21 protein-coding genes and 1 pseudogene are annotated in these 25,105 nt (G+C 64.7%); 8 read left to right on the top strand and 14 right to left on the bottom strand.

Translation table 11 applies throughout. From position 1 onward, the window contains the following. Positions 1-1,182: a mandelate racemase/muconate lactonizing enzyme family protein gene (locus FJ418_RS16400; RefSeq protein ID WP_140867285.1), complete on the top strand. Its 1,182-nt coding sequence runs from the start codon at positions 1-3 to the stop codon at positions 1,180-1,182. A gap of 62 nt (positions 1,183-1,244) precedes the next feature. On the opposite strand, the gene FJ418_RS16405 is transcribed toward FJ418_RS16400, so the two are convergent. Further along, complete coding sequence (locus tag FJ418_RS16405; protein WP_140855926.1) at positions 1,245-2,285, bottom strand: LacI family DNA-binding transcriptional regulator; 1,041 nt, start codon at positions 2,283-2,285, stop codon at positions 1,245-1,247. 268 nt (positions 2,286-2,553) lie between these two features. Between FJ418_RS16405 and FJ418_RS16410 the strand changes: the two genes are divergently transcribed. From FJ418_RS16410 to FJ418_RS16425, 4 genes are all read left to right on the top strand, one after another. After that, positions 2,554-3,546 (top strand): ABC transporter permease, encoded by a 993-nt coding sequence (locus FJ418_RS16410; RefSeq protein ID WP_246680716.1) that lies wholly within the window; start codon positions 2,554-2,556, stop codon positions 3,544-3,546. Positions 3,547-3,659: 113 nt separating this feature from the next. Further along, entirely contained in the window at positions 3,660-4,634 is a 975-nt protein-coding gene (locus FJ418_RS16415) for a substrate-binding domain-containing protein (protein ID WP_140855930.1), read from the top strand. A gap of 83 nt (positions 4,635-4,717) precedes the next feature. After that, complete coding sequence (locus tag FJ418_RS16420; protein WP_246683067.1) at positions 4,718-6,253, top strand: sugar ABC transporter ATP-binding protein; 1,536 nt, start codon at positions 4,718-4,720, stop codon at positions 6,251-6,253. After that, positions 6,250-7,011, top strand: coding sequence for an SDR family NAD(P)-dependent oxidoreductase (locus FJ418_RS16425; protein WP_140855934.1), 762 nt, complete (start codon positions 6,250-6,252; stop codon positions 7,009-7,011). Before FJ418_RS16420 ends, FJ418_RS16425 begins: the two co-directional genes overlap by 4 nt. Here FJ418_RS16425 and FJ418_RS16430 read toward each other — a convergent pair. From FJ418_RS16430 to FJ418_RS16445, 4 genes are all read right to left on the bottom strand, one after another. Then, positions 7,008-7,916, bottom strand: a complete 909-nt coding sequence (locus FJ418_RS16430) for an aldose 1-epimerase (RefSeq protein ID WP_140855936.1) — start codon at positions 7,914-7,916, stop codon at positions 7,008-7,010. The genes FJ418_RS16425 and FJ418_RS16430 overlap by 4 nt on opposite strands. Beyond that, positions 7,900-8,496: an SDR family oxidoreductase gene (locus FJ418_RS16435; protein WP_246680718.1), complete on the bottom strand. Its 597-nt coding sequence runs from the start codon at positions 8,494-8,496 to the stop codon at positions 7,900-7,902. Before FJ418_RS16435 ends, FJ418_RS16430 begins: the two co-directional genes overlap by 17 nt. Beyond that, positions 8,493-9,272, bottom strand: a complete 780-nt coding sequence (locus tag FJ418_RS16440) for an SDR family NAD(P)-dependent oxidoreductase (RefSeq protein ID WP_140855938.1) — start codon at positions 9,270-9,272, stop codon at positions 8,493-8,495. The genes FJ418_RS16435 and FJ418_RS16440 overlap by 4 nt, the downstream gene beginning before the upstream one ends. 209 nt (positions 9,273-9,481) lie before the next feature. Then, positions 9,482-11,551, bottom strand: a complete 2,070-nt coding sequence (locus FJ418_RS16445; protein ID WP_140867291.1) for an NAD(P)-binding protein — start codon at positions 11,549-11,551, stop codon at positions 9,482-9,484. Between the two features lie 221 nt (positions 11,552-11,772). Between FJ418_RS16445 and argE the strand changes: the two genes are divergently transcribed. Further along, positions 11,773-12,930, top strand: a complete 1,158-nt coding sequence (gene argE, locus FJ418_RS16450; RefSeq protein ID WP_140867294.1) for an acetylornithine deacetylase — start codon at positions 11,773-11,775, stop codon at positions 12,928-12,930. Positions 12,931-12,936: 6 nt separating this feature from the next. Here argE and FJ418_RS16455 read toward each other — a convergent pair whose 3' ends face one another. The 5 genes from FJ418_RS16455 to FJ418_RS16475 are packed head-to-tail and all read right to left on the bottom strand — an operon-like array spanning position 12,937 to position 17,833. Further along, a complete protein-coding gene (locus tag FJ418_RS16455; protein ID WP_140651210.1) occupies positions 12,937-13,866 on the bottom strand; it encodes a LysR family transcriptional regulator in 930 nt (309 codons plus the stop codon). A gap of 45 nt (positions 13,867-13,911) precedes the next feature. Continuing rightward, a complete protein-coding gene (locus FJ418_RS16460; protein WP_140651208.1) occupies positions 13,912-15,402 on the bottom strand; it encodes an aldehyde dehydrogenase in 1,491 nt (496 codons plus the stop codon). A gap of 24 nt (positions 15,403-15,426) precedes the next feature. Next, positions 15,427-16,101: a DUF1028 domain-containing protein gene (locus tag FJ418_RS16465; protein ID WP_140651206.1), complete on the bottom strand. Its 675-nt coding sequence runs from the start codon at positions 16,099-16,101 to the stop codon at positions 15,427-15,429. Positions 16,102-16,106: 5 nt separating this feature from the next. Then, positions 16,107-16,523 (bottom strand): RidA family protein, encoded by a 417-nt coding sequence (locus FJ418_RS16470; protein WP_140640275.1) that lies wholly within the window; start codon positions 16,521-16,523, stop codon positions 16,107-16,109. A 35-nt stretch (positions 16,524-16,558) separates the two neighbouring features. After that, positions 16,559-17,833, bottom strand: coding sequence for an NAD(P)/FAD-dependent oxidoreductase (locus FJ418_RS16475; protein WP_140651205.1), 1,275 nt, complete (start codon positions 17,831-17,833; stop codon positions 16,559-16,561). Positions 17,834-18,114: 281 nt separating this feature from the next. Here FJ418_RS16475 and FJ418_RS16480 point away from each other — a divergent pair, with 281 nt between their 5' ends. Beyond that, positions 18,115-19,746 (top strand): amidohydrolase, encoded by a 1,632-nt coding sequence (locus FJ418_RS16480; protein WP_140867297.1) that lies wholly within the window; start codon positions 18,115-18,117, stop codon positions 19,744-19,746. A gap of 20 nt (positions 19,747-19,766) precedes the next feature. Beyond that, positions 19,767-21,368: a GMC family oxidoreductase N-terminal domain-containing protein gene (locus FJ418_RS16485; protein WP_140867300.1), complete on the top strand. Its 1,602-nt coding sequence runs from the start codon at positions 19,767-19,769 to the stop codon at positions 21,366-21,368. Positions 21,369-21,677: 309 nt separating this feature from the next. Here FJ418_RS16485 and FJ418_RS16490 read toward each other — a convergent pair whose 3' ends face one another. The 4 genes and pseudogenes from FJ418_RS16490 to FJ418_RS16505 form a co-directional block, all read right to left on the bottom strand. Continuing rightward, a complete protein-coding gene (locus FJ418_RS16490) occupies positions 21,678-22,436 on the bottom strand; it encodes an ABC transporter ATP-binding protein (protein WP_210243151.1) in 759 nt (252 codons plus the stop codon). A gap of 122 nt (positions 22,437-22,558) precedes the next feature. Next, complete coding sequence (locus FJ418_RS16495; RefSeq protein ID WP_140867306.1) at positions 22,559-23,362, bottom strand: ABC transporter permease; 804 nt, start codon at positions 23,360-23,362, stop codon at positions 22,559-22,561. A 191-nt stretch (positions 23,363-23,553) separates the two neighbouring features. After that, entirely contained in the window at positions 23,554-24,537 is a 984-nt protein-coding gene (locus FJ418_RS16500; protein ID WP_140651196.1) for an ABC transporter substrate-binding protein, read from the bottom strand. A 487-nt stretch (positions 24,538-25,024) separates the two neighbouring features. Beyond that, positions 25,025-25,105, bottom strand: a pseudogene (locus tag FJ418_RS16505) (aldehyde-activating protein); the annotation flags it as partial.

A 25,105-nucleotide genomic window follows, 5' to 3' on the forward strand; every position in this document is an offset into this window, starting at 1 on the left:
ATGAAGATCACCGACATCGAGACCTTTGCCGTCGGCGCCGGCTGGAAGAACTGGCTGTTCGTCAAGGTCCATACCGACAAGGGCATTCACGGCATCGGCGAAGGCACGCTGAACGGTTTCATCAAGACCACAGAAGCCGGCGTGCATGAGCTCAAGCATCTCGCCATCGGCCAGGATCCGCGCCGCATCAACGCTTTGGCCAAGCGCATGCTGGACAGTGTTTCGCTCGACGGCGGCCACATCCACCGCACGGTGATCGCGGCGATCGAGGTCGCCTGCTGGGATATTCTGGGCAAGAGCCTGGGCGTGCCGATCCACCAGCTTCTCGGCGGGCAGGTGCGCGACAGCGTGCTTGGCTATGCCAATGGCTGGTATCGCACCGAGCGCACGCCGGAGGCCTTTCTCGAAGCCGCGAGGGCCGTCCTGGCGAAAGGCTTCAAGGCGTTCAAGCTAGACCCGTTCGGTACCGCGCAAGGTTTCATTTCGCGCGAGGAGCTGGATCTTTCCTACGCGATCTGCCGCAAACTGCGCGACGAGCTGCCGCGCGACACGCTGATCCTGATCGACGTACATGCGCGCTTCACCGAGATCGCAGCACTTCAGGCGGCACAGAAATTCGCCGACCTCGACATCTACTGGTGGGAGGAGCCGACCTCGCGCGACCGTCAGGAGACCGTGCATGAGGTGGCGCACCGCTCGCCCATTCCCGTGGCGACCGGCGAGATGTACGACACGGTCGGCCAGTTCTACACGCTGGCGGCCGGCGGCGGCGTCAACATCTTCCAGCCCGAGCCGATGTCCCTTGGCGGCATCGCGCCATCGATGCAGGTCGCCAATCTGGCTTTAGCCCATGGCAGCCATATCGCGCCACATCAGAGCGGCGGACCGGTGGCGACGGCGGTATGCCTGCAGTTGGCGGCGGCGGTGCCGAATTTCCTGATCCAGGAGCATTTCGACGCCTTCAACGATCCGTGGACCCGCGAGCTGGTGACCTGGCACCCGACCGTCAACCCGGACAATGGTCACCTGTCGCTGCCGCAAGCGCCGGGGCTCGGCATCGATCTCAACCTCGATGCGATCAAGGACCACCCTTACGACCCCAACGCCTATCTCAACGTCCATGCCGAAGGCTGGGAGAAGCGCCTGGGGCGACGGGAAGAAGCGGGGAAACCTGGCCTCTAAACTGGCAAGGCCTCCGTGAGCGACGCCGCTTCGCGGCTGCTCCGCCGGTGCATGACGAAAAACTAGGCGCTTTCACGGTCGATGATCTCGAAGCCTAGGCTGGTGACGGCCGGCACCTCGCCGTCGCCGCCCAGTCTCGCCAGCAATTGCCGCACGGCGCGACGGCCCATGTCGTAGCGATTGACCTTCACCGTGGTCAGCCGCGGATAGAGCTGCGCGGCGAGGTCCATGTCGCCATAACCGGCGATGGCGATCCTGCCGGGCACCGCCCAACCCCGCCGGTGGCATTCCTGCACGGCGCCGACGGCCAGCGTGTCGCTGGAAAAGAAGATGGCATCGATGTCCTTGTGCCGTGACGTGAGCGTGATCAGCGCCTCGGCGCCGCCCTGCGCGGTGATCGGCACCTCGACCTCCATAGCGTCATGGTTCTTGATGCCGAGCTCGGTCAGCGCCGCGTGATAACCGGTGCGGCGCTGTTGCAGGCGGTCATTGCCGTGGATCGGCGTCGAGACGAAGCCGATCCGCCTGTAGCCCTTGGCGGCCAGATGCATGGTCATGGCGTAGGCGGTTTCGAAATTGGAGACGCCGACCACCATGTCGATCGGATCGCGGCCCTTGACCTCGGAGATCTCGACCACCGGCGCGCCGCTGCCCTTCAGCAAGGCGCGCGCCGTTTCGCTTTGCACGAAGCTCTGAAGGATCATGCCGACCGGGCGCCAGCCGAGCAGCGTGCGGATCGCTTTCTCCTCGGCTTCCCGCGTGAATTCGCCCTGCACCAGGAGCATCGAATAGCCGCCCTCATGGCATTCGTCGGACATGCCTTGCACCTGCTCTGCGATGCCCGAATTGATCAGCGGCGGCACAACCGTCCCGATCATGCGACCGTTGCCGCGCATGCTGGAAGCAAGCTGGTTGGGCACGAAGCCGATCTGCTCTATGGCTTCCAGAACTTTGGCACGCGTCTCCGCTGAGACCCTGCCGGGATTGGACAGGGAGCGCGACACGGTTATGGGCGCGACGCCGATGCGTCTCGCGATCTCGCGAACCCCGAGGCGCTGCGACGGTGTGTTTCCGCCAGGGTCGTCCCGTGACCCATCCGTCATCGCCAAGCTCCAACAAAGCACGATGCGCCAAGGGAAAAACCCAGCTCCGGGTCGCACGGCCACCGCCATTCATAGCGGCTGCGGCATGTGCTTTCCAGCGATGTGCCGGCGTCTTCCGACTTCTGAAATTTTCGTCGTTGACAAGTTATAATATTATAATCTTAATGACGTAGAGGAGTGCGCCGGGATCGGCGTGGGCGCGACAGTGCCGGTTGCGGGGCCGGTGGCGTGCGCCGCCAGGGAGGTCAGGATGGAAAGCGCGGCTGACGTGAGATCGCCGCCCCGGGATGGGCAATCGTTCCGGCGGCGGCTGATCGGCTTCATTGCCATCGGCGAAGTGGGCGTGCTGGCGGCGATGGCTCTGCTGATCGTCTTCTTCTGGCTGCTCGAACCGGCTTTCCTGTCGGAGCGCAACATCCGCGCCATTCTCAACGTCGTGTCGTTTGTCGGCATCATCGCCATCGGCCAGACCATCCTTCTGGTCGCCGGCGAGTTCGACCTGTCCGTCGGCTCGGTGGCCGGGCTGTCCGCGGTCGTCGCCGCCAAGCTGATGACGGCGGCCGCGCTGCCGGTGACCGTCGCCATTCTAGGCGGTGTGGGCGTTGGTGCGCTGATCGGCCTGGTCAACGGCCTTATCGTCGTCAGGCTCGGCATCCCCGCCTTCATCCAGACGCTCGGCATGCTGTTCATCGGCCAGGGCCTGATCCAGGTGGTGACGGGCGGCTACCCCGTCTATCCGCTGCCGGAGGCGATCAGTGCGATCGGCGGCACCGACCTCGCCTTCGGCCTCGGCTGGAGCTTTGCCTTCTTCATCGTCGCGGCGATCGCCGCCGATTTCGTCCTGCGGCGCACCGTGCTTGGACGCAACATCTACGCCACCGGCGGCAACCAGGAAGTGGCGCGCCTCGTCGGCATCGACACCAGCGCCTACAAGATCGGCGCCTTCATCGTCGTCGGCGCGCTGGCGGCGATTGCCGGCATGTTCGTCATGGCCGATCTCGGCAGCGGCGGCACCTCGATCGGCAGCGGCTGGGAACTGACGGTCATCGCCGGAGTCGTGGTCGGCGGCGTCAGCCTGTTCGGCGGCGCCGGCACGGTCGCCGGCGGCGTTGTCGGCATCCTGATGCTGAAGGTTGTGCAGAGCGGCCTCGTCGTCATCGGCGTCAACTCCAACTGGCAGCAGATCGCGGTGGGCGTGATCATGGTCATGGCCGTTGGGCTCGACATTGTGCGCCGCCGCTACTTCATCGCCGGCGCATAGCCGGCCACGAGGAGCAACGAACTCACGCACGGACCATTTCCAAACGCCGGAAGATGACGCGAACAGCAGATCTTACGCCGGCAAGAACGCCGGTGAAGCAAGGGAGGTAGGACATGAAAATCGATTTGAGAAAAGGACTGATCCGCACTGCTTTCGCGGCCGTGGCGGCTGCCACGTCGCTGGGTTCGGCGAGCCTCGCCCAGGCGGCCGACATCCACCTGCTCTGGGTGCAGGCGATGAAGGATCACCCTGTGCACCGGCTGATGCAGGCGGGTTTCCTCAACAAATGCAAGGAGCTCGGCTACATCTGCGAAGTCGTCGGCGACCCGAGCGCGACGAATTGGGACATTCCAGCAACGCTGCCGCTGGCCGAAGCCGCCCTGGCCCGCACCAAATACGACGCGATCGGCGTCTATGGTCCCGATCCGGCGATCTACTCCTACATTTCCAAGCTGGCCAAGGAGGGATTCCCGATCGTGACCTGGCATGTGCTGCCGCCGGAAGGCACGGTCCAGGGGCTGAAGGCAGCGACAGGCGAGGATATTGCCGGCGCCGGCCAGAACGCCGCCGTCGCAATCGGCGAAAAGCTCGGCGGCAAGGGCACAGTGGCGCTCACCCAGGGTGCGTCCAACGATACCGAGAACGCCATGTCGGCCGCTTTCCGCAAGACCATCGCCGAGAAGTACCCCAACATCAAGGTGCTTGACACCCAGATGGAAGGCTTCGAACCATCGGCGGCCGAGGCCAAGGCGGTGGCGATCCTGCAAGGCAATCCGGACGTGACCGCGGCCTTCGGCACCACCGGCAACAGCATCCAGACCTGGTCGGGCGCGGCCCGCAAGGCTGGACGCGACGTCGTCATCATCGGCATGGACTATATCAGGCAGAATCTCGACCTGGTGAAATCGGGCGCCGCCTACGGCATCGTCGCGCAGCCGCTCTATGAAGAGAGCGCCAAGGTTGCCGAACTGCTCGGCGATCTCGCCCAGGGCAAGGCCGTCCCCTACAGCAACCCGCTGCCGGCCAAGGTGATCACCGCCGCCGACCTCGACCCCTATTACAAGATGCTGGACAACGCCGGCCAGTAACGCCCACCGCCGGGTCCGCGGCTTGCCCGGACCCGGCATCCGCCGAGAGGATCGCCTTGCCCAACGCCGCCCAAGAACCGCTATTGTCGGCCACCGCAATCGCCAAGAGCTTCGGCGGCGTGCAGGCGCTGCGCGGCGTGGATTTCGACGTGATTCCGGGCGAGATTCACGCTCTGCTTGGCCAGAACGGCGCCGGCAAGTCGACGCTCGTCAAGATCCTCAACGGCGTGCATCCGGCCGGCTCTTATGCTGGCACCATCAAGCTCGACGGCAGGCCCGTCAGCTTCGCTTCGCCCGCCGACGCGCGGTCGAACGGTGTCGGCTATGTGCCGCAGGAGATCGAAGTGCTCGAGCAGCTCTCGGTCGCCGAGAATGTCTTTGCCGGCCGCACGGGGCTGGGCGACGGCTTCATGGTCCACCAGCGGAAACTGGAACAGAAGGCGGGCGAGATTTTTGCCGAGCTTGGCATCGGCATCGATCCCAGGGCCTATGTCGCATCGCTGACTTCGGCGCAGCGACATCTGGTGATGATTGCCCGCGCCATCGTCATGAAGCCGCGCGTGCTCATGCTGGACGAGCCGACCGCCTCGCTTTCCGGCACCGAGGTCGATGCGCTCTTCAGCGTGCTGCGACGCCTCAAGGCGCAAGGTGTGGCGATGATCTACATCACCCATCGGCTGCCGGAAGTGCTGGCCATCTGTGACCGCGCCACGGTGCTGCGCGACGGACAGGTGGCGGTGCGCATCGCGAGGGAGGATTTCGACGCCGAGACCTTCATCTTCTCGATGTCGGGACAACGATTGCAGCGGCTGTTTCCCGAGCATGCGGCCCCTGCCGGAGCCCCAACCGCGCTGGAGGTTCGCGATCTGACCGTCGCCGGCCACAGCGGCGCCGTCCACGGCGCCAAGGACATCAATCTGTCGGTGGCCGCTGGCGAGATCGTCGGGCTTGCAGGCCTGCTTGGCTCCGGCCGCAGCGAGATACTGCACGGCATCTACGGCCGCGTCCCGGCCACGGGCGAAATCCGCGTCGCCGGCGAGTCCCTGCCGATCAGATCGCCAGGCGACGCCCGTGCCGCCGGCATTGCGCTTCTGACCGAGGACCGCAAGCGCGACGGCCTGCTGTTCAATCTGCCGGTCGGCGCCAACATCACCATCGGCAATCTCGCCCCCTTGTCGCGGCGCGGCGTCGTGCGCGGCGGGCTTGAACGAAGCTCCATCCTGGCCGCCATGCGCGCGCTCAACGTCAAGGCATCGTCGCCGCAGGCTTCGGTCAGCCATCTTTCGGGCGGCAACCAGCAAAAACTTCTGTTCGCCCGCGTGCTGATGCGCGCACCGAAAGTGCTGCTGCTCGACGAGCCGACCAAGGGCGTCGACGCGGCAACCCGGCACGAAATCTACCGGCTCGTGGTCGATCTTGCCGAAAAGGGCGTGGGCCTGCTGATCGTGGCCTCCGAGCTCGAGGAGCTGATCGGTCTTTGCGACCGTTGCCTCGTCGTTGCCGATGGCAGCATCGTCGACGAATTCAGGCGCGGCGAAGGCGGCGAGGATCGCGTGCTGCGTTCGGTGACCACGGCGCAAGCAGAACGCCACGCTTCGCAGGTGCAGGTATTGCCATGATGTTCGCCGGCAAACGCGTTCTGGTTACCGGCGCGGCCACCGGCATCGGCAGGGCGACGGCCGAGCATCTCGTCGCTCAGGGCGCGGCCGTGTTCGGCGCCGGGCTGGATGCCGAGGAGGGCAAGGCGCTTGCCGGCCGTTACGCCGGCGACAAATTGATCTTTCGCAAGACGGATCTCGCCCGCGAAATCGAGGTGCGAGCGGCCGTGGCGGAGGCGACGGAGCGGTTCGGCGGGCTTGACGCCGTTGTCAACTGCGCCGGCATCTATCCGACCGGCAAGCGGCTCGAGGAGCTTTCCGACGAAGACTGGGACAGGACCATTGCCGTCAACCTGACCGCCATCTTCCGTGTCTGCCGCGCGACCTTGCCGCTGCTGCGCGCGGCTGGCGGCGGCTCGATCGTCAACATCGCCTCGGTGCACGCCGATGCCACGGTTCCCGGCGTGCCAGCCTATGCGGCGACAAAGGCGGCGGTCGTTGGATTGTCGCGACAGATGGCGCTCGACTATGCCGTCGACCGCATCCGCGTCAACGCGGTGCTTGTCGGCTCGGTCGCCACCCGAATGACACTGGACGGGCTGGAGGCGGCCGGCGGCGCGGAAGCGCTGGGCCTCTCTTTCGAACCCAACAGGATCGCCCGCATCGCCAACCCCTCCGAGATCGCCAGCGCCATCGGCTTCCTGATCTCGGACGCCTCGTCCTTCGTCACCGGCAGCGCTATGCAGGTGGATGGCGGTCTCCTGGCCCGGCTGCTCTAAGCTGCCCCGGGTGGAAGCGCGAACGGCATGAACGAGACTGCGCCCGCCGCGCTTTCGCCGCGCCCAAGCACGATCACGCCTTCATCCGGATCGCTCCATCGGCCACGGCCGAAAGCGCCTGAGGCATTCGTCTGCGGTTCCAGGCAGAAATAGGGCTTGGTCGGGTTGGCATAGAGCATCAGATGCTTGAAGACGGGATCGGCGGCGATCCGCAATCCGGCGCCGCGCGACGGAAAGCGGATGATCGCTTCGCCGGTCCAGCCGCCGTAGTCATTGTTGCGCCAACCGTCGGGCAGCGGCCCGCCCTTCGCGAAATCCAGTTCGGGCGGCAGCGTGATCGGATCGCCCGAAATGCCTTCGGGCTCTTCGAGATGGAAGCGCCCGGCGCTGAATTGCAGCGTCACGCCGCGATCTCGATCGAACCAGGGATGCAGGCCAAAGCCGAACGGCATGGGAACCGGCCCGGTGTTGGTCAGCGTCATGGTCACGCCGAGACCCTCCTCCGAGACGACGAAGGCCTGCTCGGCGCGATAGGAATAGGGTTCCGCGCCGGCGGCGACCTCAAGCACCAGCGTGGCCGCGGCGGCACCGCTTCCGGTGACGGTCCACGGCTGTTTCCAGCCGCTGCCATGCACGTTGAATGTCTCAGGCGGATTGTTGGGCAGAACCCGCCAGCGCCTTGCCCCGAAGTCGAATTCGTTCCCGGCGATGCGGTTGGCGTAGGGCACCATCGGGAACATGGCGACGCCCAGCACGTTGCCCGCATCGCGATCGTCATCCGAAAGCCGGCGCATGAGATCAACGCCGCGCCAGCGCATCGCGCTGACGCTGCCGCCGATTGCCGGTGCCAGTTCGACATCCAGCGCCCCTGCCCTCAGTGTCAGCGCCTCAGAAGTTGCGCCCATAGCCCGCCGCCCAGCCGCCGTCGACGCCCAGCATCTGCCCGGTGGTGTAGCTGTTCAACGGATCGCAGAAGAACAGCACCGCGACGACCGCTTCCTCGATGCTGCCGGCGCGGCCGACCGGCGTGTGGCTGAGCATCGCCTTGTCGCCCGAAACGAAGGCGTGGTCCTCGACCGCGCCGAAGCCAACCGCATTGACCAGGATTTTCGGCCCGAATTCCATGGCCAGGGCACGCATCCCGGCAAGGATCGACGCGTTCTCCATGGAAAAGCGCGGATGGCGACGCATCGGCATGCCGGCGACCGCCGAGATCAGGAAGACGATGCGGCCGCCGCGCTCGGTCATCGCCATGGCGGCCTTGCGCGCGTCGGCATACCAGGAGCGCGGATCTTCGGCTTTCGTTCCCGGGCGTAGCGCACACGAGATCAGCAGGATATCGGCGGCGGCGCGCGTCGGGACGCCCTCGACGATACGACCGCCATTGGCGCGCAATGCGGCGAGCACCGCGTCGACGATCGCATTGGTTTCGCCGTCCAGCGCGATCGTGGCGCCGGCAAGATCGATTTCCATGGCGGCGCTCACATCATGTATCCCGCGGTCCAGCCGCCATCGACGGCCAGCACCTGGCCGTTGATGTAGCTGGCGGCCGGAGAAGCCAGGAACAGCACCGCCTCGGCGATCTCCCCCGGCTGCGCCGGCCGGCCGAGCGGCACATGGGCGAGGAACTCCTGGGTGCGACCGGCGAACTTGCCGTCGTCGCCGTAGAACAGCTTGGCGGTCAGCGCAGTCATCACCGAGCCGGGCGCGACCGCATTGGTAAGGATCCCCTTGGCGCCCAGTTCGATCGCCATCGACCGCGTCAGATGCACGATGGCGGCCTTGGCGGCGACGAACGGGCTTTGCAGGCGCATCGCGGCAAGGCCGACGACCGAAGCGATGTTGACGATACGTCCACCCCTCCCGGCCGCAAGCATCGGCGCCAATGCGGCGCGGCTCATGATGTAGAGGCCGTCGAGGTCGATGCCGGTGATGCGATCCCACTCCTCGGCAGGAAATTCGTCTATGGTGACGCGGTGCGCCAAGGTATTGACGCCGGCATTGTTGACCAGGATGTCGAGCCGTCCGTACTGCTCGCAAACCCTGGCAATCGCGGCATCGACCGATTGGCCGTCGCGAATATCGAGCGCGCAGGCCCTCGCATTGCACAGTCCGGCCGCGACGCGCTCGGCGCCTGCCATGTCGATGTCCGCGACGACAACCGCGGCCCCGTTATCCGAAAGCCGTTTGGCGATGGCACTTCCGATTGCGCCCGCCGCCCCGGTAACCAAGGCGACCCGATCCGATAAGTTACACCGCATTGCTCGCCGTCATCATCACCCTTCGATATGAAGCTATTATAATAATATCAAAGGTCAAGGAAGTCCCAAAACGGAGCCGATGATATCGGATTTCCTTGGATGACCAGAGCCATTTCAGCCTCGGCACGATCTGCCGACGGAAGCCGCGCGGATCTAGCAAAGCGCTACCGCGCCGGTCGATCGCCTCGAAGGGTCCCAATTGAGCGGCGCTAGCCGTCCGCCAGCGCCGTCACCTCACGCCGGAAAGGCAGCGCGTCACCGATATCGGCTTCGTCCAGCTCGCGGGCGAAGCGATGGCCGGCATAGGTAGCCCAGGCGATCGGCCCCGGCGCTTCCGCATCGCCGATGACCTTGACGGAACGGATGCCATTGTTGGCCCACTCGTTTTCCCGGGCTTTCAGCGCGTGCCAGACGGCGTCGTCCTGATTGCGCGACGTCACCAGGACGACGGCATCGGCGGCCATGTCCACTTTCGCGCCGGTATAGACGCAGGCCGTCGCGAGGCCGCCCGAAACGATGCTCGTGACGGTCCTGTTGAGGACGATATCGACCCCCAACTCCGCCAGGCGGCGGTGGATGGCCCCCTGCTCCAACGTGTTGCGGGTCCAGTCCGAGACATAGGCCGAAGGGGTTACCAGGGTCACTTTCGCGCCCTGGCGCGCCATCAGCTCGGCCAGCACGCCGCCCATGTAATAGTGGTCGTCGTCGAACAGCACGACGTTGCCGGAGGGCACCTTGCCGCCCATCAGATCGTCGGGCGTGTAGACCGGCATTGCGGCGTCGATCGGCATCGGCACGACATGGGCGCGTGCCACGCCGTCGCGACGCCAGGTCGATCCGGTGGCGATGGCTACGTTCTGGAAGCCGAAGGACAGGATGTCGTCCGCCGACAGCCGGCTCTCGAAATAGATGTCGACATTCGGCATCTGGCTGAGCTGGTACTGCCGGTAGTCGCGCACCCGGCCCCAGGCCGACAGGCCCGGCAGCAGGCACTCGCGCGCCACGCGGCCACCGAGCTCGGTGCCGGCTTCGGCAATGGCCACCTGGTAGCCGCGCAGGCCGAGCGCGCGGGCGGCCTCCAACCCGGCGGGCCCGGCGCCGACGATCAGCACGCTGTCGCTGTCGCCCTTGGCCTGCATGCGCTCCGGATGCCAGCCCTTGCGCCATTCCTCCATGAAGGTCGGGTTCTGGGTGCAGCGCGAGATCGACATCGTCATGTCGCCGGTGATGCAGATGTTGCAGCCGATGCATTCGCGGATATCCTCGATGCGGCCTTGCTCGACCTTCCTCGGCAGGAAGGGATCGGCGATCGACGGGCGGGCGCAGCCGATGAAGTCGAGCGTGCCCGACTTGATCATCCTGACCATGACATCCGGCGAGGTGAAGCGGCCGACGCCGACGACCGGCCTTGAGGTCAGCTTCTTGATGCCGGAGACGAGGCTTTCCTGCGCCGCCTCTACCTTGAAGCGCGACGGTCCCGAGCAATCCTCCCAGGCGCCGTGGGCGAGATCCCAGAGATCAGGCAGCTCGGCATGCATCTCGATCATGTCGCGGACTTCCGAATTGGCAAAGCCAAGCTCGCCGATCATCTCGTCCAGCGACAGCCTGAGCGTCAGGCCGCACGTGTCGCCGATCGCGTCGCGCCCTTCCTCGATCAGTTCGCGCATCAGCCGCGAGCGGTTCTCCAGCGAGCCGCCATATTCGTCGCTGCGCTGGTTGGTGGCGGTGGACAGGAAGTGCTGGATGATGCCGAAGCCGTGCGCGCCGTAGAGGCACACCAGGTCGAAGCCCGCCTGCTTCGCACGCTTGAAGGCGTTGCGGTGCCAGCGGCGCAGGTCGCGAATATCCTGTCTGTCCATCGCGCGCGCCTGCACCGGATCGTTGGTGAAGGTGCGGATCGGCAAGGCCGACGGCCCGCGCGGGACCTCCTTGGTGTAGAGATTGGGGCCGTTGATGCCGGAATAGGCGAGTTGGACGCCGGCCAGCGCGCCATATTCGTGCATCGCCTTGGCCATCTTGGCCAAGGCCGGAATATCGGCGTCGTCCCAGAGCCTGAGCTCGATGAAGGGCGTGATCTCGGAGGTGTGGTGCATCTCCGTCTGCTCGGTGAAGATGACACCCCAGCCACCTTCGGATTTCATCCGGCGCATCTCGGCAGCGGCGGAAGGATCGCGATAGCCGCCGCCATTGCAATGGGGAACCTGGTAGAAACGGTTCTTGGCCGTCACCGGACCGATCTTCATCGGCTCGAACAGAATGTCGTAGCGTGGGTCGCGCATGGTGCTTCCTTCCTGTCGGCTTGGCGCTGCCGCAGTTGCCGAGACTACTCATAAGTTGGCGCCGGCGCGGGAAAACTATGGATTTCTTCTGCGCGGATTAGGACGCGCCTAATCGCCCTTGCAATGGATTAGCCTGCGATGAATCGGGGCTGAGCCAAATGCGACTTCAGGACCGCTATGGCGCGATGTAAACAGCCGGCTGCGGCAACGGAACAAGAGATATGGACAGCACCAGGATCCTCGAAAAGCTGATCGCCTTCCCGACAGTGAGCCGCGACTCGAACCTCGACCTCATCGGCTATGCGGCGGAGCTGCTCGGAGCGAGCGGCATCGCCAGCCAGATCATCCACAGCGCGGACGGCCACAAGGCCAATCTCTTTGCCACCATTGGACCGGCCGACAAGCCCGGCATCATGCTGTCCGGCCATACCGACGTCGTTCCCGTCGACGGCCAGAACTGGACCCTGCCGCCATTCGCGATGACCGAGCGCGCCGGCAAGCTTTTCGGGCGCGGCGCGGCGGACATGAAGGGTTTCGTGGCCTCGGCTCTCGCGGCCTGTCTCAAGGCCCGGAAGATGGCGCTGCGCACGCCCTTGCATCTGGCGCTCTCCTACGACGAGGAAGTCGGATGTCTCGGCGTGCGCGACCTGATCGAAATGCTGAGTGCAGCGCCCCAACGGCCGCTGCTGTGCATCGTCGGCGAGCCGACCAGCATGCAGGTGGCGACCGGGCACAAGGGCAAGCTTGCGGCGCGCGCTCTCTGCAAGGGACGTGAAGGCCATTCGGCGCTCGCCCCGCTGGCGCTCAACGCCATCCATCTCGGTTGTGATTTCGTGCGGGCCTTGCGCGACGAACAGGATCGGCTGGCCCGCGACGGCGCTCGCGACGGCGACTACGACATTCCCTACACGACCGTGCATGTCGGCAAGATCAATGCCGGCGTGGCGCTCAACATCGTGCCCAACCTTTGCCAGGTCGATTTCGAGATCCGCAACGTCGCCGCCGACGATGCCGCCGGCATTCTCGACAGGCTGCGCAGTGCTGCGGCGCGCATTGCCGCCGACGCCGCTTCGATCGCGCCCGAAGCGGCGATCGACATCGAGATCACCAACACCTATCCGGGTCTCGACACGCCGGCCGCTTCGGAAGCCGTCGCCTTCGTCAAATCGCTGACCGGCGCCAATAGCACCATGAAGGTCGCTTTCGGCACGGAAGGCGGCTTGTTCAGCCGCGATCTCGGCACGCCCGCCGTCGTCTGCGGACCGGGCTCGATGGCGCAGGGGCACAAGCCGGACGAGTTCGTCAGCGTCGAACAGCTGCGGCGTTGCGACGAGATGCTGGAGAGGCTGCTGTCACGGCTCGCCGACGGCTGGCCGTGATATCGCTCACTTGACGATGCGTTCGGTGCCGAAGACGCCCTGCTCGACCACGAAGCGGCGGCAGTGGTCGATGAAGGCCTGCACCGTCAGCGTGCGGTGCTCGGCGTTCGGCAGCGCGATTCCCATGGTCAGCGGCCGGAGGTCGCCCAGCAAGGGCACGAAGACCAGCAGCTTGCCGTCCGGCGACATGGTGTTGAGCGGCCGCATATTGGCGATGCCGTAGCCGAAGCCATTGGCCACCATCGAACGCATCACGGCGATATCGCCAGTGCGCTCGACGATCCTGGGCCGCAGGCCCTGGAACGCCGAAAGGAAGTATTCGCGGCTATAGGGCAGATCGAGCAGCACCATCGGCTCGTCGACCAGTTCCTCGGGCGTGATGCCCGCCCTCGCGGCCAGGCGATGCGCGGCCGGCAGCATGACATAGGCCGGCAGCTGCATCAGCGGCTCGAACGTCATGTCCTGCGACAATTCGAGATCGTAAGTCAGTGCTGCGTCTATTTCGCCACGCTGCAGCATCTCGAACAACTGCCCCTGGTTGCGCTCGAACTGCCTGACGCGCACATCCGGATAGGCGTCCTCGAATTTCCGGCGCAGCGCCGGCAGCACGATCTGCGCAAAGGTCAGCAGGCAGCCGATCGCCAGCGGGCCGCGCACCTTTTCGGCGATATCGCCGGCAATGTCGTGCAGCGCATCCGCGTCGTTGAGCAGCCGCGCGGCTTCCTTGAGGAACAGGCGCCCGCCTGCCGTCAGCGCCAGCGCGTGCGAGTGCTTGCGCACGAAGAGCTGCACGCCGAACTCCGCTTCGAGCTGGGCGATCGAGGCCGAGATCGAGGGCGGCGAGACATTGACCTGCTCGGCCGCCTTGGCAATCGAACCCGCCTCGCCGACGGCGACGAAGTACTCGAGTTGTCTGAGTGTGAAGCGGAGCGGCATGGTCCTATGTTGCCGGTTTGCACCCGGTGATCAAGGTCACGGTCCTCAGTACTTGATCCAGGTGGTCTTCAACGCGGTGTATTTGTCGAGCGCATGCAGCGACAGGTCGCGCCCGAAGCCGGACTGCTTGAAGCCGCCGAAGGGCGTCATCGGGCTCAGCGCGTCGACGGTGTTCACGGAGACCGTGCCCACGCGCAGTTTTTCCGCGATGCGGTGTGCCCGCGACAGGCTGTCGGTCCAAAGCGATGCCGCCAGCCCGTAGACGCTGTCGTTGGCAATCCGGAGCGCCTCGTCTTCGGTGTCGAAAGCGATGACAGACAGCACCGGACCGAATATCTCGTCGCGGGCAAGCGGATCCTCGGGCGCAACATTGTCGAAGATGGTGGGTTGCACGAAGCTGCCGCGCCCGTCGACCGAGATCCGACCGCCGCCCGTAACCAACCGGGCCGACTTCCTGCCGCCATCGATGAAGCGCATGACTGTCGCGGCGTGCCGCGCGTCGACCATCGCCCCCATCCTGGATGCCGGATCGAGCGGGTCGCCGGGCTGGGTCGCCGCCGCACGCTCGGCCAGCTTCTCGACCAGCGCATCCTTGATGCCGCGCTCCACCAGAAGCCGGGAATTGGCCGAGCACACCTGGCCCTGGTTGAAGAAGATGCCGAAGGCGGCCATGTCGGCCGCCGCGTCGAGGTCCGCGCAATCGGCGAACACCAGATTGGGGCTCTTGCCGCCGGTCTCCAGCCAGACCTGCTTCATGTTCGACTGGCCGGAATATTGCAGGAACAGCTTGCCCACGGCGGTCGACCCGGTGAAGGCGAGGCAATCGACGTCCATATGGCGGCCAAGCGCCTGGCCGGCGGTCTCGCCGAGGCCGGGCACCACATTGAGCACACCGGCGGGCAAGCCCGCCTGCATGGCGAGCTCCGCCAGCCTGAGCGCCGAGAAAGGCGATTGCTCGGCCGGTTTCAGCACCACCGAATTGCCGGCCGCCAGCGCCGGCGCGCATTTCCAGGTCGCCATGTCGAGGGGGAAATTCCACGGCACCACGGCACCCACGACGCCAAGCGGCTCGCGTCGCACCAGTGCCAAGTCGCCATGGCCGGTCGGCGCCACCTCGTCATAGACCTTGTCGATCGCTTCGGCATACCACTGGAAGATCGCCGCCGAGCCCGGCACGTCGATGGTGGCCGCGTCCTTGACCAGCTTGCCCATATCCAGCGATTCCAGCAGCGCCAGCTCCGGCAGGTTCTCGCGCAGCAGCTCCGCCAGCCTGAGCAGCACCTGCTTGCGATGCGCGGGGCCCGTTCGCGACCACACACCGGCCTCGAAGCTGCGCCGGGCCGCGGCGACGGCCAGATCGATGTCTTCTTCTCCGCAGGAAGCGACCTCGGCGAGCGTCGCTCCCGTAGCCGGATTGATGCTGGCAAAGGTTCGGCCGGAGCGGGCCGGCACGGCCTTGCCGTCGATGAAGGCTTTGTCGCGAAAACGGATCGCCGACGCCTTGCCGATCCATTCCTTATGGCTGAGTTCGCTCATGCTGGCTCCAGAAGACTGGTCGGGCTATTCGTCACCGGGAACGCCATAGCTCGGCGCGCCGGACGGGTTGAGGGCGCGGGTCACGTAGGCATCGAGCTGGGGCTTGTAGATGTCCCACAGCCCCGCCAGCTGCTCGATCGGGCAGTCCTCGGTCCAGTCACAACGCAGGTCGGCGACGGGCCAGGAAACATCGCGCACCAGCTTCATGCCGGCGGAGCGGACAGGCCCCGCTTCGCCGCCTGCTTTGAGCGCGGCGCGCATCGTGGCGATCAGCCGATCGCCGAGATCGCCTTCGGAGGCAAGGAAGGCGTCGACCATGGCGCGCGGGATGCCGTCGTTTGCAAGCAGGTTGCCGCCGCAGGCCACGTCTTCGCCGCGCGCCTCGGCCCAGATGCCGAGCGCTTTCGGCCCGGAGTGGATCGCGCTGACCCCCGCGGCGTCGACAGCCAGTATCTGCCGGTATTCGATAAAAGCGTCCGTGCGCTTCAGGATGGCGACGGCCTCCGTGGCCGAGGCGCCGCGCGCCATCAACTCAAGCGCCCGTGGCCCGAGAGTCGGGTCGGTGACGTTCTGGCTGGCGACCGCGCCGACGCCGGCCTGCGCGTAGGCGCAACGCGCCGCGACCGCGGGAGACGACGATGACACCGCGACGCCGAACATGCCTGTACGCCTGCAACGCGCGACGATGGAGAAGGTCATGGCGTTCAGTCCGGGATGACGGCGGTGCCGTCGATCTCGACCAGCCATTCCGGCCGCGCCAGGGCCGACACGACCAGCCCGGTGGAAACCGGATGGACGCCCTTGATGTACTCGCCCATCGTCCGGTAGACGGCTTCGCGATGGCGGACGTCGGTGATGTAGATAACCACCTTCACCAGATGCTCCATCGTGCCGCCGCATTCCTCGATGAGCTGCCTGATGTTCTGCATGACCTTGTGGGTCTGTTCGACCGGATCGTGGCTGTCGATGTTCTTCGCCGTATCGAGGTCCTGCGGGCACTGCCCACGCAGATAGACGGTCCGGCCGCCACGCGTGACGACCGCCTGGCAGAGATCATTGTCGAGCTTCTGCTCGGGATAGGTGTCCTTGGTATTGAATTTGCGAATTCGCGTATGCGCCATCTTGGTCTCCATAAGGGTCGGGCTCGCAGCTTTGGTCAGGCGTCCACGGGCTCGCGGGTCGCGGCGGCGTGATAGGCCAGATATTTGCGCTGCGTCGAAATACGGTCGGCCACATGCTTGGCATCGTGCCAGACGCCCCATATGAAGCTCGACCCTCTTCGCGACTGCCAGGGCAGTCCCAGGAAGTAGATCCCGGGCTCGACCGAGACGCCTCGCTGATGCCTTGGCCGGCCCTTCTCGTCGAAAGCGTCGACCTTCAGCCAGCTGTAATCGACGGCAAAGCCCGTTGCCCAGATGATCGTCGCGACCCCGGCCTCGGCCAGGTCGAGTTCGCGGATCGGATTGGTCACGCAGTCCGGATCGGGGTCGATCTTGCGCAAAGCGGGTTCTTCCGGAAGGTCGAGACCGTTGCGGGCAACATAGGCATCGGCTTCGTCCAGCAGCGACATCAGATTGGCGTCGCCGCGGGCAATGTTCTTTGCAAGGTCCGGCGCGAAAGTCATCACGCCGTCCTGGTATGTCTTTGTCATGCCGACAAGCGTAAGCCCCTGCGCGGCCAGGCGGCGGAAATCAATCGTCTCGCCGCCGCGAGCGCCGCTGACCGCGATCGTGACATGTTCCGTGCCGGGTCCCGGGGTCTCCAGGTCCCATTTGCCGAGAACGCCCAGCCACCAGCAGAAGTCGCGGCCGCGATAGGCGCGCGGCGGGCGATCGTGCGGACCGACCGAGAGATAGACGCGCCTGCCTGAGCGCTGCAGCTCGTCGGCAATCTGCACGCCTGAGGATCCCGCGCCGACCACCAGCACCGCACCCTTTGGCAGCTGCGCCGGGTTGCGGTAGGCGCTGGAGTGGATTTGCAGGATGCCGGCATCCGCAGGAACGACGGGCGGGATGACGGGGACCTGGAAAGGTCCGGTCGCGGCAACAATGCTGTTGGCTTCGATCACGCCATCCGACGTCTCGACGCGAAATCCCGGACGGCCGACATTTCTCTGCACGAGCTTGACCTCCACGCCACAGCGAATCGGCGCGTTGATCTGCTTTGCATAGGCGACGAAATAGTCGGCGACCTCCTCCTTGGAAGGAAAGCCATCGGGGCCAGTCACGGGAAACTCCATGCCCGGAAACCGGTCATGCCAGGCCGGACCGTTGGCGACCAGGGAGTCCCACCGCTGCGAGCGCCAGCGTTCGGCGATCCGGCCGCGTTCGAGGACAAGATGAGGCACCCCGCATTTGCTCAGGTGCTCGCTCATCGCCACCCCGGCCTGGCCGCCACCGACGACGAGCGTGTCTACCTTCTCAACCGACATATCCACGTCTCTTTCGATAGGGCTTTCGCCGCTGCGATGGAGGTCCGGTTTGCTTTTAGTGACGGGCTGGCGGAGCGAAAATTATGATTTCATGTGTCAGTGCTTAGCTTATCCCTAAACGCTGGAAGGGGATCACCGAGGGGCATCCAATTCCCGGCTCCGGACATCGGGAAAAGCTTAGGCGGACCCTAAGCAAGGGTGCTGGAAAAAATAATTCTTGCGCCTTGGATTTGGTGGTTCCCTGCGTCACCCGCATCAGAGCGACGACCGCTGAGAGTGAAATGGCGCGAGAGACCCTTTATACAAACGGCGCGCTATACACGGTCGATGCGGCGAATCCCACCGCTGAGGCGATGCTGGTTCGCGGCGACCGCGTCGTTGCTGTCGGCTCTTGGTCCTCCGTCAGGGCGCAGGCCTCCGCGAATGCCGAAATCATTGATCTCCAGGGTCGGTTCGCAATGCCGGCCTTCATCGACTCCCATGTCCATTTTGCCTGGGGGAGCAAATATCTCGATGAAGTACGGTTGCGCGAGGCAAACACCTTTGGCGACGTCCTCGCCCGGTTGAAGGCCTATTCGCAAACCCATCCCGACCGCGCATGGATCGTGGGCAGCGAATTCAGTTACGGCTACCCCGATCTCCCCGAAGGCGGCTTCCACAAATCGCTTCTCGATCAGGTTGTTGCCGATCGCCCCGTTTTCTTCCGCTCCGGCATGGCGCACGCGGCCTGGGTGAACAGCAAGGCGCTGGAACTTGCCGGCATCACACGGGACACGCCCGACCCCGAAGGTGGCAAGATCGTGAGAGACGCGAGCGGCGAGCCGACCGGGTGGTTGAAGGAGAAAGCGTGGTCCCAGTTTGAAACTTTGGTCCCCCAATCTTCGAAATCCGATATGCGAGCGGCGCTGCTCTCCGCCATCAAAGAAGCAAGCCGTTTGGGACTGTCGCGGGTTCAAAGCGCCGGGATGGACGACGAAGCGGTCCCCTTGCTGGCTGAAATATTCGCGAATGGCGAGCTAAGCCTGCGGTTCACGCTTTCGAGCATTGCAAATCCGGATTCGAACCTCGACGAGGTGATTGCGCGCGTATCGGGATGGAGGGGTGACCTCGACCCTGACTTTCTCGATGGGCGTGTCATCAAATTCTTCCTGGACGGCGTGCTGGAATCCCACACCGGCTTCATGCCCCAGGGCTATGCCGACAAACCGGGCGAAACCGGAACATGCCTTTGGAAGGTATCGGCCTACAACGCGGCCGTCAGCCGTGCGCAGCAGGAAGGATTTCAGGTCTGGACACACGCGATCGGGACGGGCGCCATCGAAATGGCCCTCGACGCCTATGCCGCGGACGGGGAACGCTCGCGGCAGCGCCGGCCGCGGGTAGAGCATTGCGAAATACCCACCGCGCGCGACATCGAGCGTTTTGGCGAGATAGGAGCGATAGCCAGCTTCCAGCCCGCCATGATCTATCCACGAGACCAATGGCTCGGGATGGAAGGGCTTTGGGAAATGCGTGTCGGCTCCGGATCTCTTCCGCGGGCCTTTCCGGTTCGCTCCATCCTCGAGGCCGCGGGCGCCGTCGCGTTCGGAACCGATTGGCCCATCGTCGACCTCAATCCACTCATCGGCATTCGCAATGCAGTGTTGCGCCAGAGCTGGGATCACCAGCCGGAAGCCGGCTGGGTCCCTGAGCAGAGGATCAGCGTCGCGCAGGCGGTTCATGCCTATACGCTGGGGGCGGCCTTTGCCTGCCACCGGGAAAACGACGAGGGCAGTTTGGCGGCGGGAAAGCTCGCCGACTTCATCGTCCTTTCCGATGATCCGCTGCAGGTCGAGCCGGACAGAATCGCGGACATCAAGGTGCTGAAAACGATCGTCGGCGGCAGATCGGTCTGGGACGAACCGGCGGCTTGAGGCCGCGTCTTGGGGGTTGGATGGAAGCGGCTGAATTTGACTACATCGTCGTCGGCGCGGGTTCGGCCGGTTGCGTGGTCGCCAATCGGCTGAGCGCCGATCCGTCGGTCAAAGTGTGCCTGATCGAGGCCGGCGGCAGCGACAACAGCCTGCGGGTCAAGGTGCCGGCGGGCATCCTCTCGCTCTACGGCAACCCGGCCTACGACTATTGTTTCGTCGGGGTCCCGCAGCCTGAGCTCAACAACCGCCGCATTCCGGTCAATCGCGGCAAGGCGCTGGGTGGATCGAGCTCGATCAACTCGATGGTCTATATTCGCGGCGCGGCCGATGACTATGACGAATGGGCAGGACTCGGCTGCGCCGGCTGGGCCTATCGCGACGTGCTGCCGGTGTTCAGGAAACTGGAGCGCAATTTGCTCGGACAGGACCCGCGCTATCATGGCGACGACGGCGAATTGCTGGTCGACAATCCGCGTCATCCGAACGTGCTTTCCAGCATGTTCGTCAAGGCCGGCAGGAACGCCGGCCTGCCCGCCAACGCGGACTTCAATGCCGAAAGCCAGTTCGGCCTCGGCATCTACAACGTCACGCAAGATAGGGGTCAGCGCTTCAGCAGCTTCAGTGCCTTCATGCGCCCAGTGCTCGACCGCAGGAACCTGACGCTGCTCAGCCAATGCGAGGTGATCGACCTCGTCATTGCCGAAGGCCGCGCCACGGCAATGCGCGTGCGGCACGAGGGCCAGCAGAAGACGCTCTCCGCAAACCGCGAGATCGTGCTCTCGGCCGGCGCCATCAATTCGCCCAAGATCCTGATGGCGTCCGGCATCGGCCCCGCAGCCGAGCTCCGGCAGATCGGCATCACGCCGGTTCTTGATCTGCCGGGTGTCGGCAAGAACCTGCAGGACCATGTCGACGGCATGATCACGGTGCGCTCCAGGAGCACCAGGACGCTCGGCTTGTCGATCGCCAACCTGCCGCGTATCGCGGCGGCGCCCTTCCAGTATTTCGCGCGCCGCAAGGGCATGCTCACTACCAACTATGTCGAAGCCGGCGGCTTCGCGAAGACCAGGCTCGCGAACGGCCTTCCCGACATCCAGTTCCACTTCGTGCCCGGCTATCGCAGCCATCGCGGCAGGCTGATCGAATACGGCCACGGCTACGCCATTCACACCTGCGTGCTCCGGCCGAAAAGCGTGGGCGAGATCAAATTGTCGCGCGACAGTTCCCGCCGCGACGTCCTGATCGACCACCGCTTCTTCACGCATGAAGACGACGCAATGGTGCTGGTCGAAGGCATCAAGATCGCGCGCCAGATTTTTGCCTCGCCCGAGTTCGACGCGGTGCGCGGCAAGGAGATGCTGCCGGGCAAGGATGTCCGCAGCGACGACGAGATCCTCGCCTATCTGCGCGCCGAGGCGCTGACGGTTTATCACCCCGTCGGAACCTGCAAGATGGGAACCGACGATATGACTGTCGTCGATCCGGCGACGCTCAAGGTGCGCGGCGTGGACGGGCTCCGGATCGCCGATGCCTCGGTCATGCCGAAGCTGATCGGCGGCAACACCAATGCGCCAAGCATGATGATCGGGCAGAAGGCTTCGGAGATGATCCTCGGCAAATAGGTCGCCGCTGTTTCGGTGAACCATCGCAAACGTCTGGAATTGGCTTGTCCCCCAAACAGCGTCATTCTAGGGCGGAGCAAGGGGCGGAGCGACGCGCGCAGACCCTAGAATCTATTCCGTGACGCCGAGGCGCCGCCGCGGTGAAGAATTCTGCTCCGCTGCGCCTCGGCCAAGGTTACGGAATGGATCCTCGGGTCTCCGCGTCCGCTCCGCCCGTGGATGACGAAGCTGAGAGGCTTTGGTCAATCCCCAGCGGCTGCGCTGATTTCACGGAAATGAACGGTGAAATCCTGCCGCGACGAGATTGGTTTAGTGATCCTCGTCGATCTCGTCGTGCAGGAGGCCGAGGATGCGGCGCTTGAGCGCGATGAAGTCGGGTTCGAGGATCACGTCCATCGAGCGCGGCCGCGGGATGTCGACCTTGATCTCGGCCTTGATCTTGCCGGGCCTGGCCGTCATCACCAGAACGCGATCGCCAAGCACCAGCGCCTCATCGATGTCGTGGGTGACGAACAGCACCGTTTTCTGCTGCCGCTCCCAGACGCGCAAAAGCAGCTTCTGCATGGTGCCGCGCGTCTGGCTGTCGAGCGCGCCGAACGGCTCGTCCATCAAGAGGACGGCCGGATCATTGGCGAGCGCGCGGGCGATCGCCACGCGCTGCTTCATGCCGCCGGACAGCTGCGCGGGATAGTGGTCGGCAAAGGGCGCGAGGCCGACCTCGTTGAGATACTGGTCGACGATCTGCTTGCGCTGCTCCCCCGGCAGGCCCTTGCGCTTGGGTCCATATTCGATGTTGGCGCGCACCGTGAGCCAGGGAAACAGGGTGTAGCTCTGGAACACCATCCCTCTGTCGGGGCCGGGTTCGATCACTTCCCTGCCGTCCACCTTGATGGTGCCCGAGGTCGCGTCATTGAGGCCGGCGGCGAGATAAAGCAGGCTGGATTTGCCGCATCCCGAAGGGCCGACGATGACGCAGAATTCGTTCTTGGCCACCTTCAGCGACACATCGTCCAGCGCCAGCACGCCGTTGGCGTCGCCATAGCGCAGCGTCACGTCCTCGATGGCCATCGTGGTGCCGGTCGAATGCGGATCGCCGGCCGCATGGGCCGTGCCGGCCGGAATGTTCGCCTTGACGGTTTCGGTCATCACTACCCTTGATCCGGCTGCGGTTTGCGAGGATGCGTTCAACATCAAGGTGCCCATGGCGCGACCCTTGCCCGGAGAATGCGGAATGCCGTGTCGGTGATCAGGCCGAGAAGCCCGATCGCGGCGATCGCCATGAAGATCACATCGACCTGGAAGCCGCGCATCGCCTTGAGGCTGATATAGCCGAGGCCGCTCGATGCCGCGACGAGCTCCGCCACGACGAGATATGTCCAGGCCCAGCCCATGGTGACGCGAAGCGTGTCGAGTATCGAGGGAAGCGCGGCAGGGAAAATGACGTGCCACACCGCCTCCGAGCGCTTGGTGCCCAGAGTGTAGGAGGCGTTGACCAGATCCCTGGACACGCCGCGCGCGCAGTCGGAGATCATCACGAGCTGCTGGAAGAAGGTGCCGAAGAAGATGACCGCGATGCGCTGCTCGATGCCGATGCCGATCCAAAGGATGAACAGCGGCACGAAGGAGGTCACCGGCAGGTAGCGGATGAAATTGACCAGCGGCTCCAGCGGTGCCTGCACCGCCCGGTAGGTCCCCATCCACAGTCCCAGCGGCACCGCGATCACCGAGGACACGATGAAGCCCAGGATGACCACCTTGGCGCTGGTGAGCGTGTGGTAGAAAAGGCTGCCGTCCAGCGACATGCGATAGGTCGTCTGCAGCACGGTTCCAGGCGTCGGCAGGAACATGTTCGGCACGACGCGGCCATAGGACAGCAACGCCCAACCGCCGATAACGACCACCCACATCGCCAGCGCGAGTGTCGTTGCCGTGCTGGCGGAGATGTTGGCGAATGGGGTCGTCAGGCGTGTCCACGCCGTCCGCCTTTGTGCCATAAGATGGCCTCCGTTGATTTTAGAGCAATTCCAGGAAAAGTGAGGGCGGTTTTCCGTTCGGAATTACGTCAAAACAAGAGATAGAAAGGTTCGCCGTTTCGGTGAAACGGTGAACCGACCCAGGCGCGAAGCTCAGGCGTTCGAGAAACCGGGATCGGCCCGGGCGGGCCGATCCCGGCTATCCCGAAGGCTCACTGTTCCTTGATGAAATCGGTGTCGAGGATGGTCTTCGAGTCGATCGTCATCTTGAGCTTGCCGGCCTTGCCCCAGATGTCCTGCGCGAAGTTCACCAGGTCGGACGCTTCGCTCTTCTGCGGCGTGCCGAAGAATTCCAGGTTGCGGGCGCGGTCATAGTAGCGCACGCCCTGGGCGCCGGCCGCGAAATCCTCGGGCTTCTCGAGATAGCCGCCAATGCCCTTGGCCATGATCTCATAGGCCTTTTCCGGGTTGGTCTTGATGTAGTCGACCGCTTTGTAATAGCCCTTGATGAGGGCCTTCACATCCTCGGGGTGCTTCTCGATCAGGTCGCATTTGAGCGCGATCACATCGACGATCAGGCCAGGCGTGGTCGTGGAATCGATCAGCACCTTGCCCTTTCCGCCCTTGCGGACTTCGGTGAGGTGCGGCTCCCAGGTCACGGCGGCGGGAACCTGGCCGGCGATGAAGGCGGTCGCCGCATCGTCGGCGGTCATGTTGGTGACACTGACATCGTCCTCGGTCATGCCTTCCTTTTTCAGGAGCACGTTGAACCAGAATTCGGAAACAGAGCCCTCGTTCAAGGCGACGGGCTGGCCTTTCAAATCCTTGAGCGATTTGACGTCGGCCTGCGTGACGACACCGTCGCCGCCATGGCTGTCGTCAAGCGCCACCACGTATTTGAAGCAGAGTTCGTCAGAGCGGTACTTCATCAGCTCGTCGACGGTGGAGGCGGCGCCGTCGAGATCGCCGCCAGCCACCGCCGCCATGTAAAGCGCTGATTCTTCGATGACTTTCAGGTCGACATCGACGCCGGCTTCCTTGAAGTAGCCAAGGTCGCGGGCAAGGAACAGCGGCCCGTAGCCCACCCAGGTGGTCATGCCGAGGCGAATGGCGCCGGCGTTGGCGGGAGCGGCAAGCCCCAGGCCCAGCAGGCCCGCGCTGACCGCGGTCATCAGGCAATTTCGAAATGTCTTCATTGTCGTGGTTCCCCTATGGCTGTTACCGGCATCGACCTCGTTCGAGTGGCGTATGCCAGGCTGTCGTTTCGGCAGCCGCTCTCTTGTTATGCGTCGCCCTCCCAGGCGGGCCTTGTTCTAGGTCCCGCAAGAGAGCATCCGGGCCGGATCGCAAAAAGAAGTCTTTTTCTGTCCTTTGCTTCGCCGAAACCGAAGCAGCGGACCCTGCATGGTTGACGCGCTTGAATTGACGGCGCCAGGCGACCGCGGTTCCGATGGCGCCGGCAGATGCGCCAATGACCGTGGACGGCTTGCTGACCAAAGAGATTCTTGCGGTGGGGACGCTCGCCCGATCGAAGGCGCTCTCGACCATCGGGAAATCGACGGCGGCGCCAGGATGAGTGGCAAATTCAGGCGCTTTGGGGCACTGTCAAGGGATGCGGCCTCGTCGGCCGCAACCCGGAGATTTTCGGCGCGATCGCCACGCCCCCCGACGTGGCAATGCGGACTATGCCGCCAAGGCGCCCGACTTCTTGGCGGTCCAGGTGGCGATATAGTCCATCAGGCCGGGGCTGAGGCAGTCATAGGG

Origin of the sequence: Mesorhizobium sp. B2-8-3, from assembly GCF_006440815.1 — a bacterium.
In the GTDB taxonomy this organism is placed as follows: domain Bacteria; phylum Pseudomonadota; class Alphaproteobacteria; order Rhizobiales; family Rhizobiaceae; genus Mesorhizobium.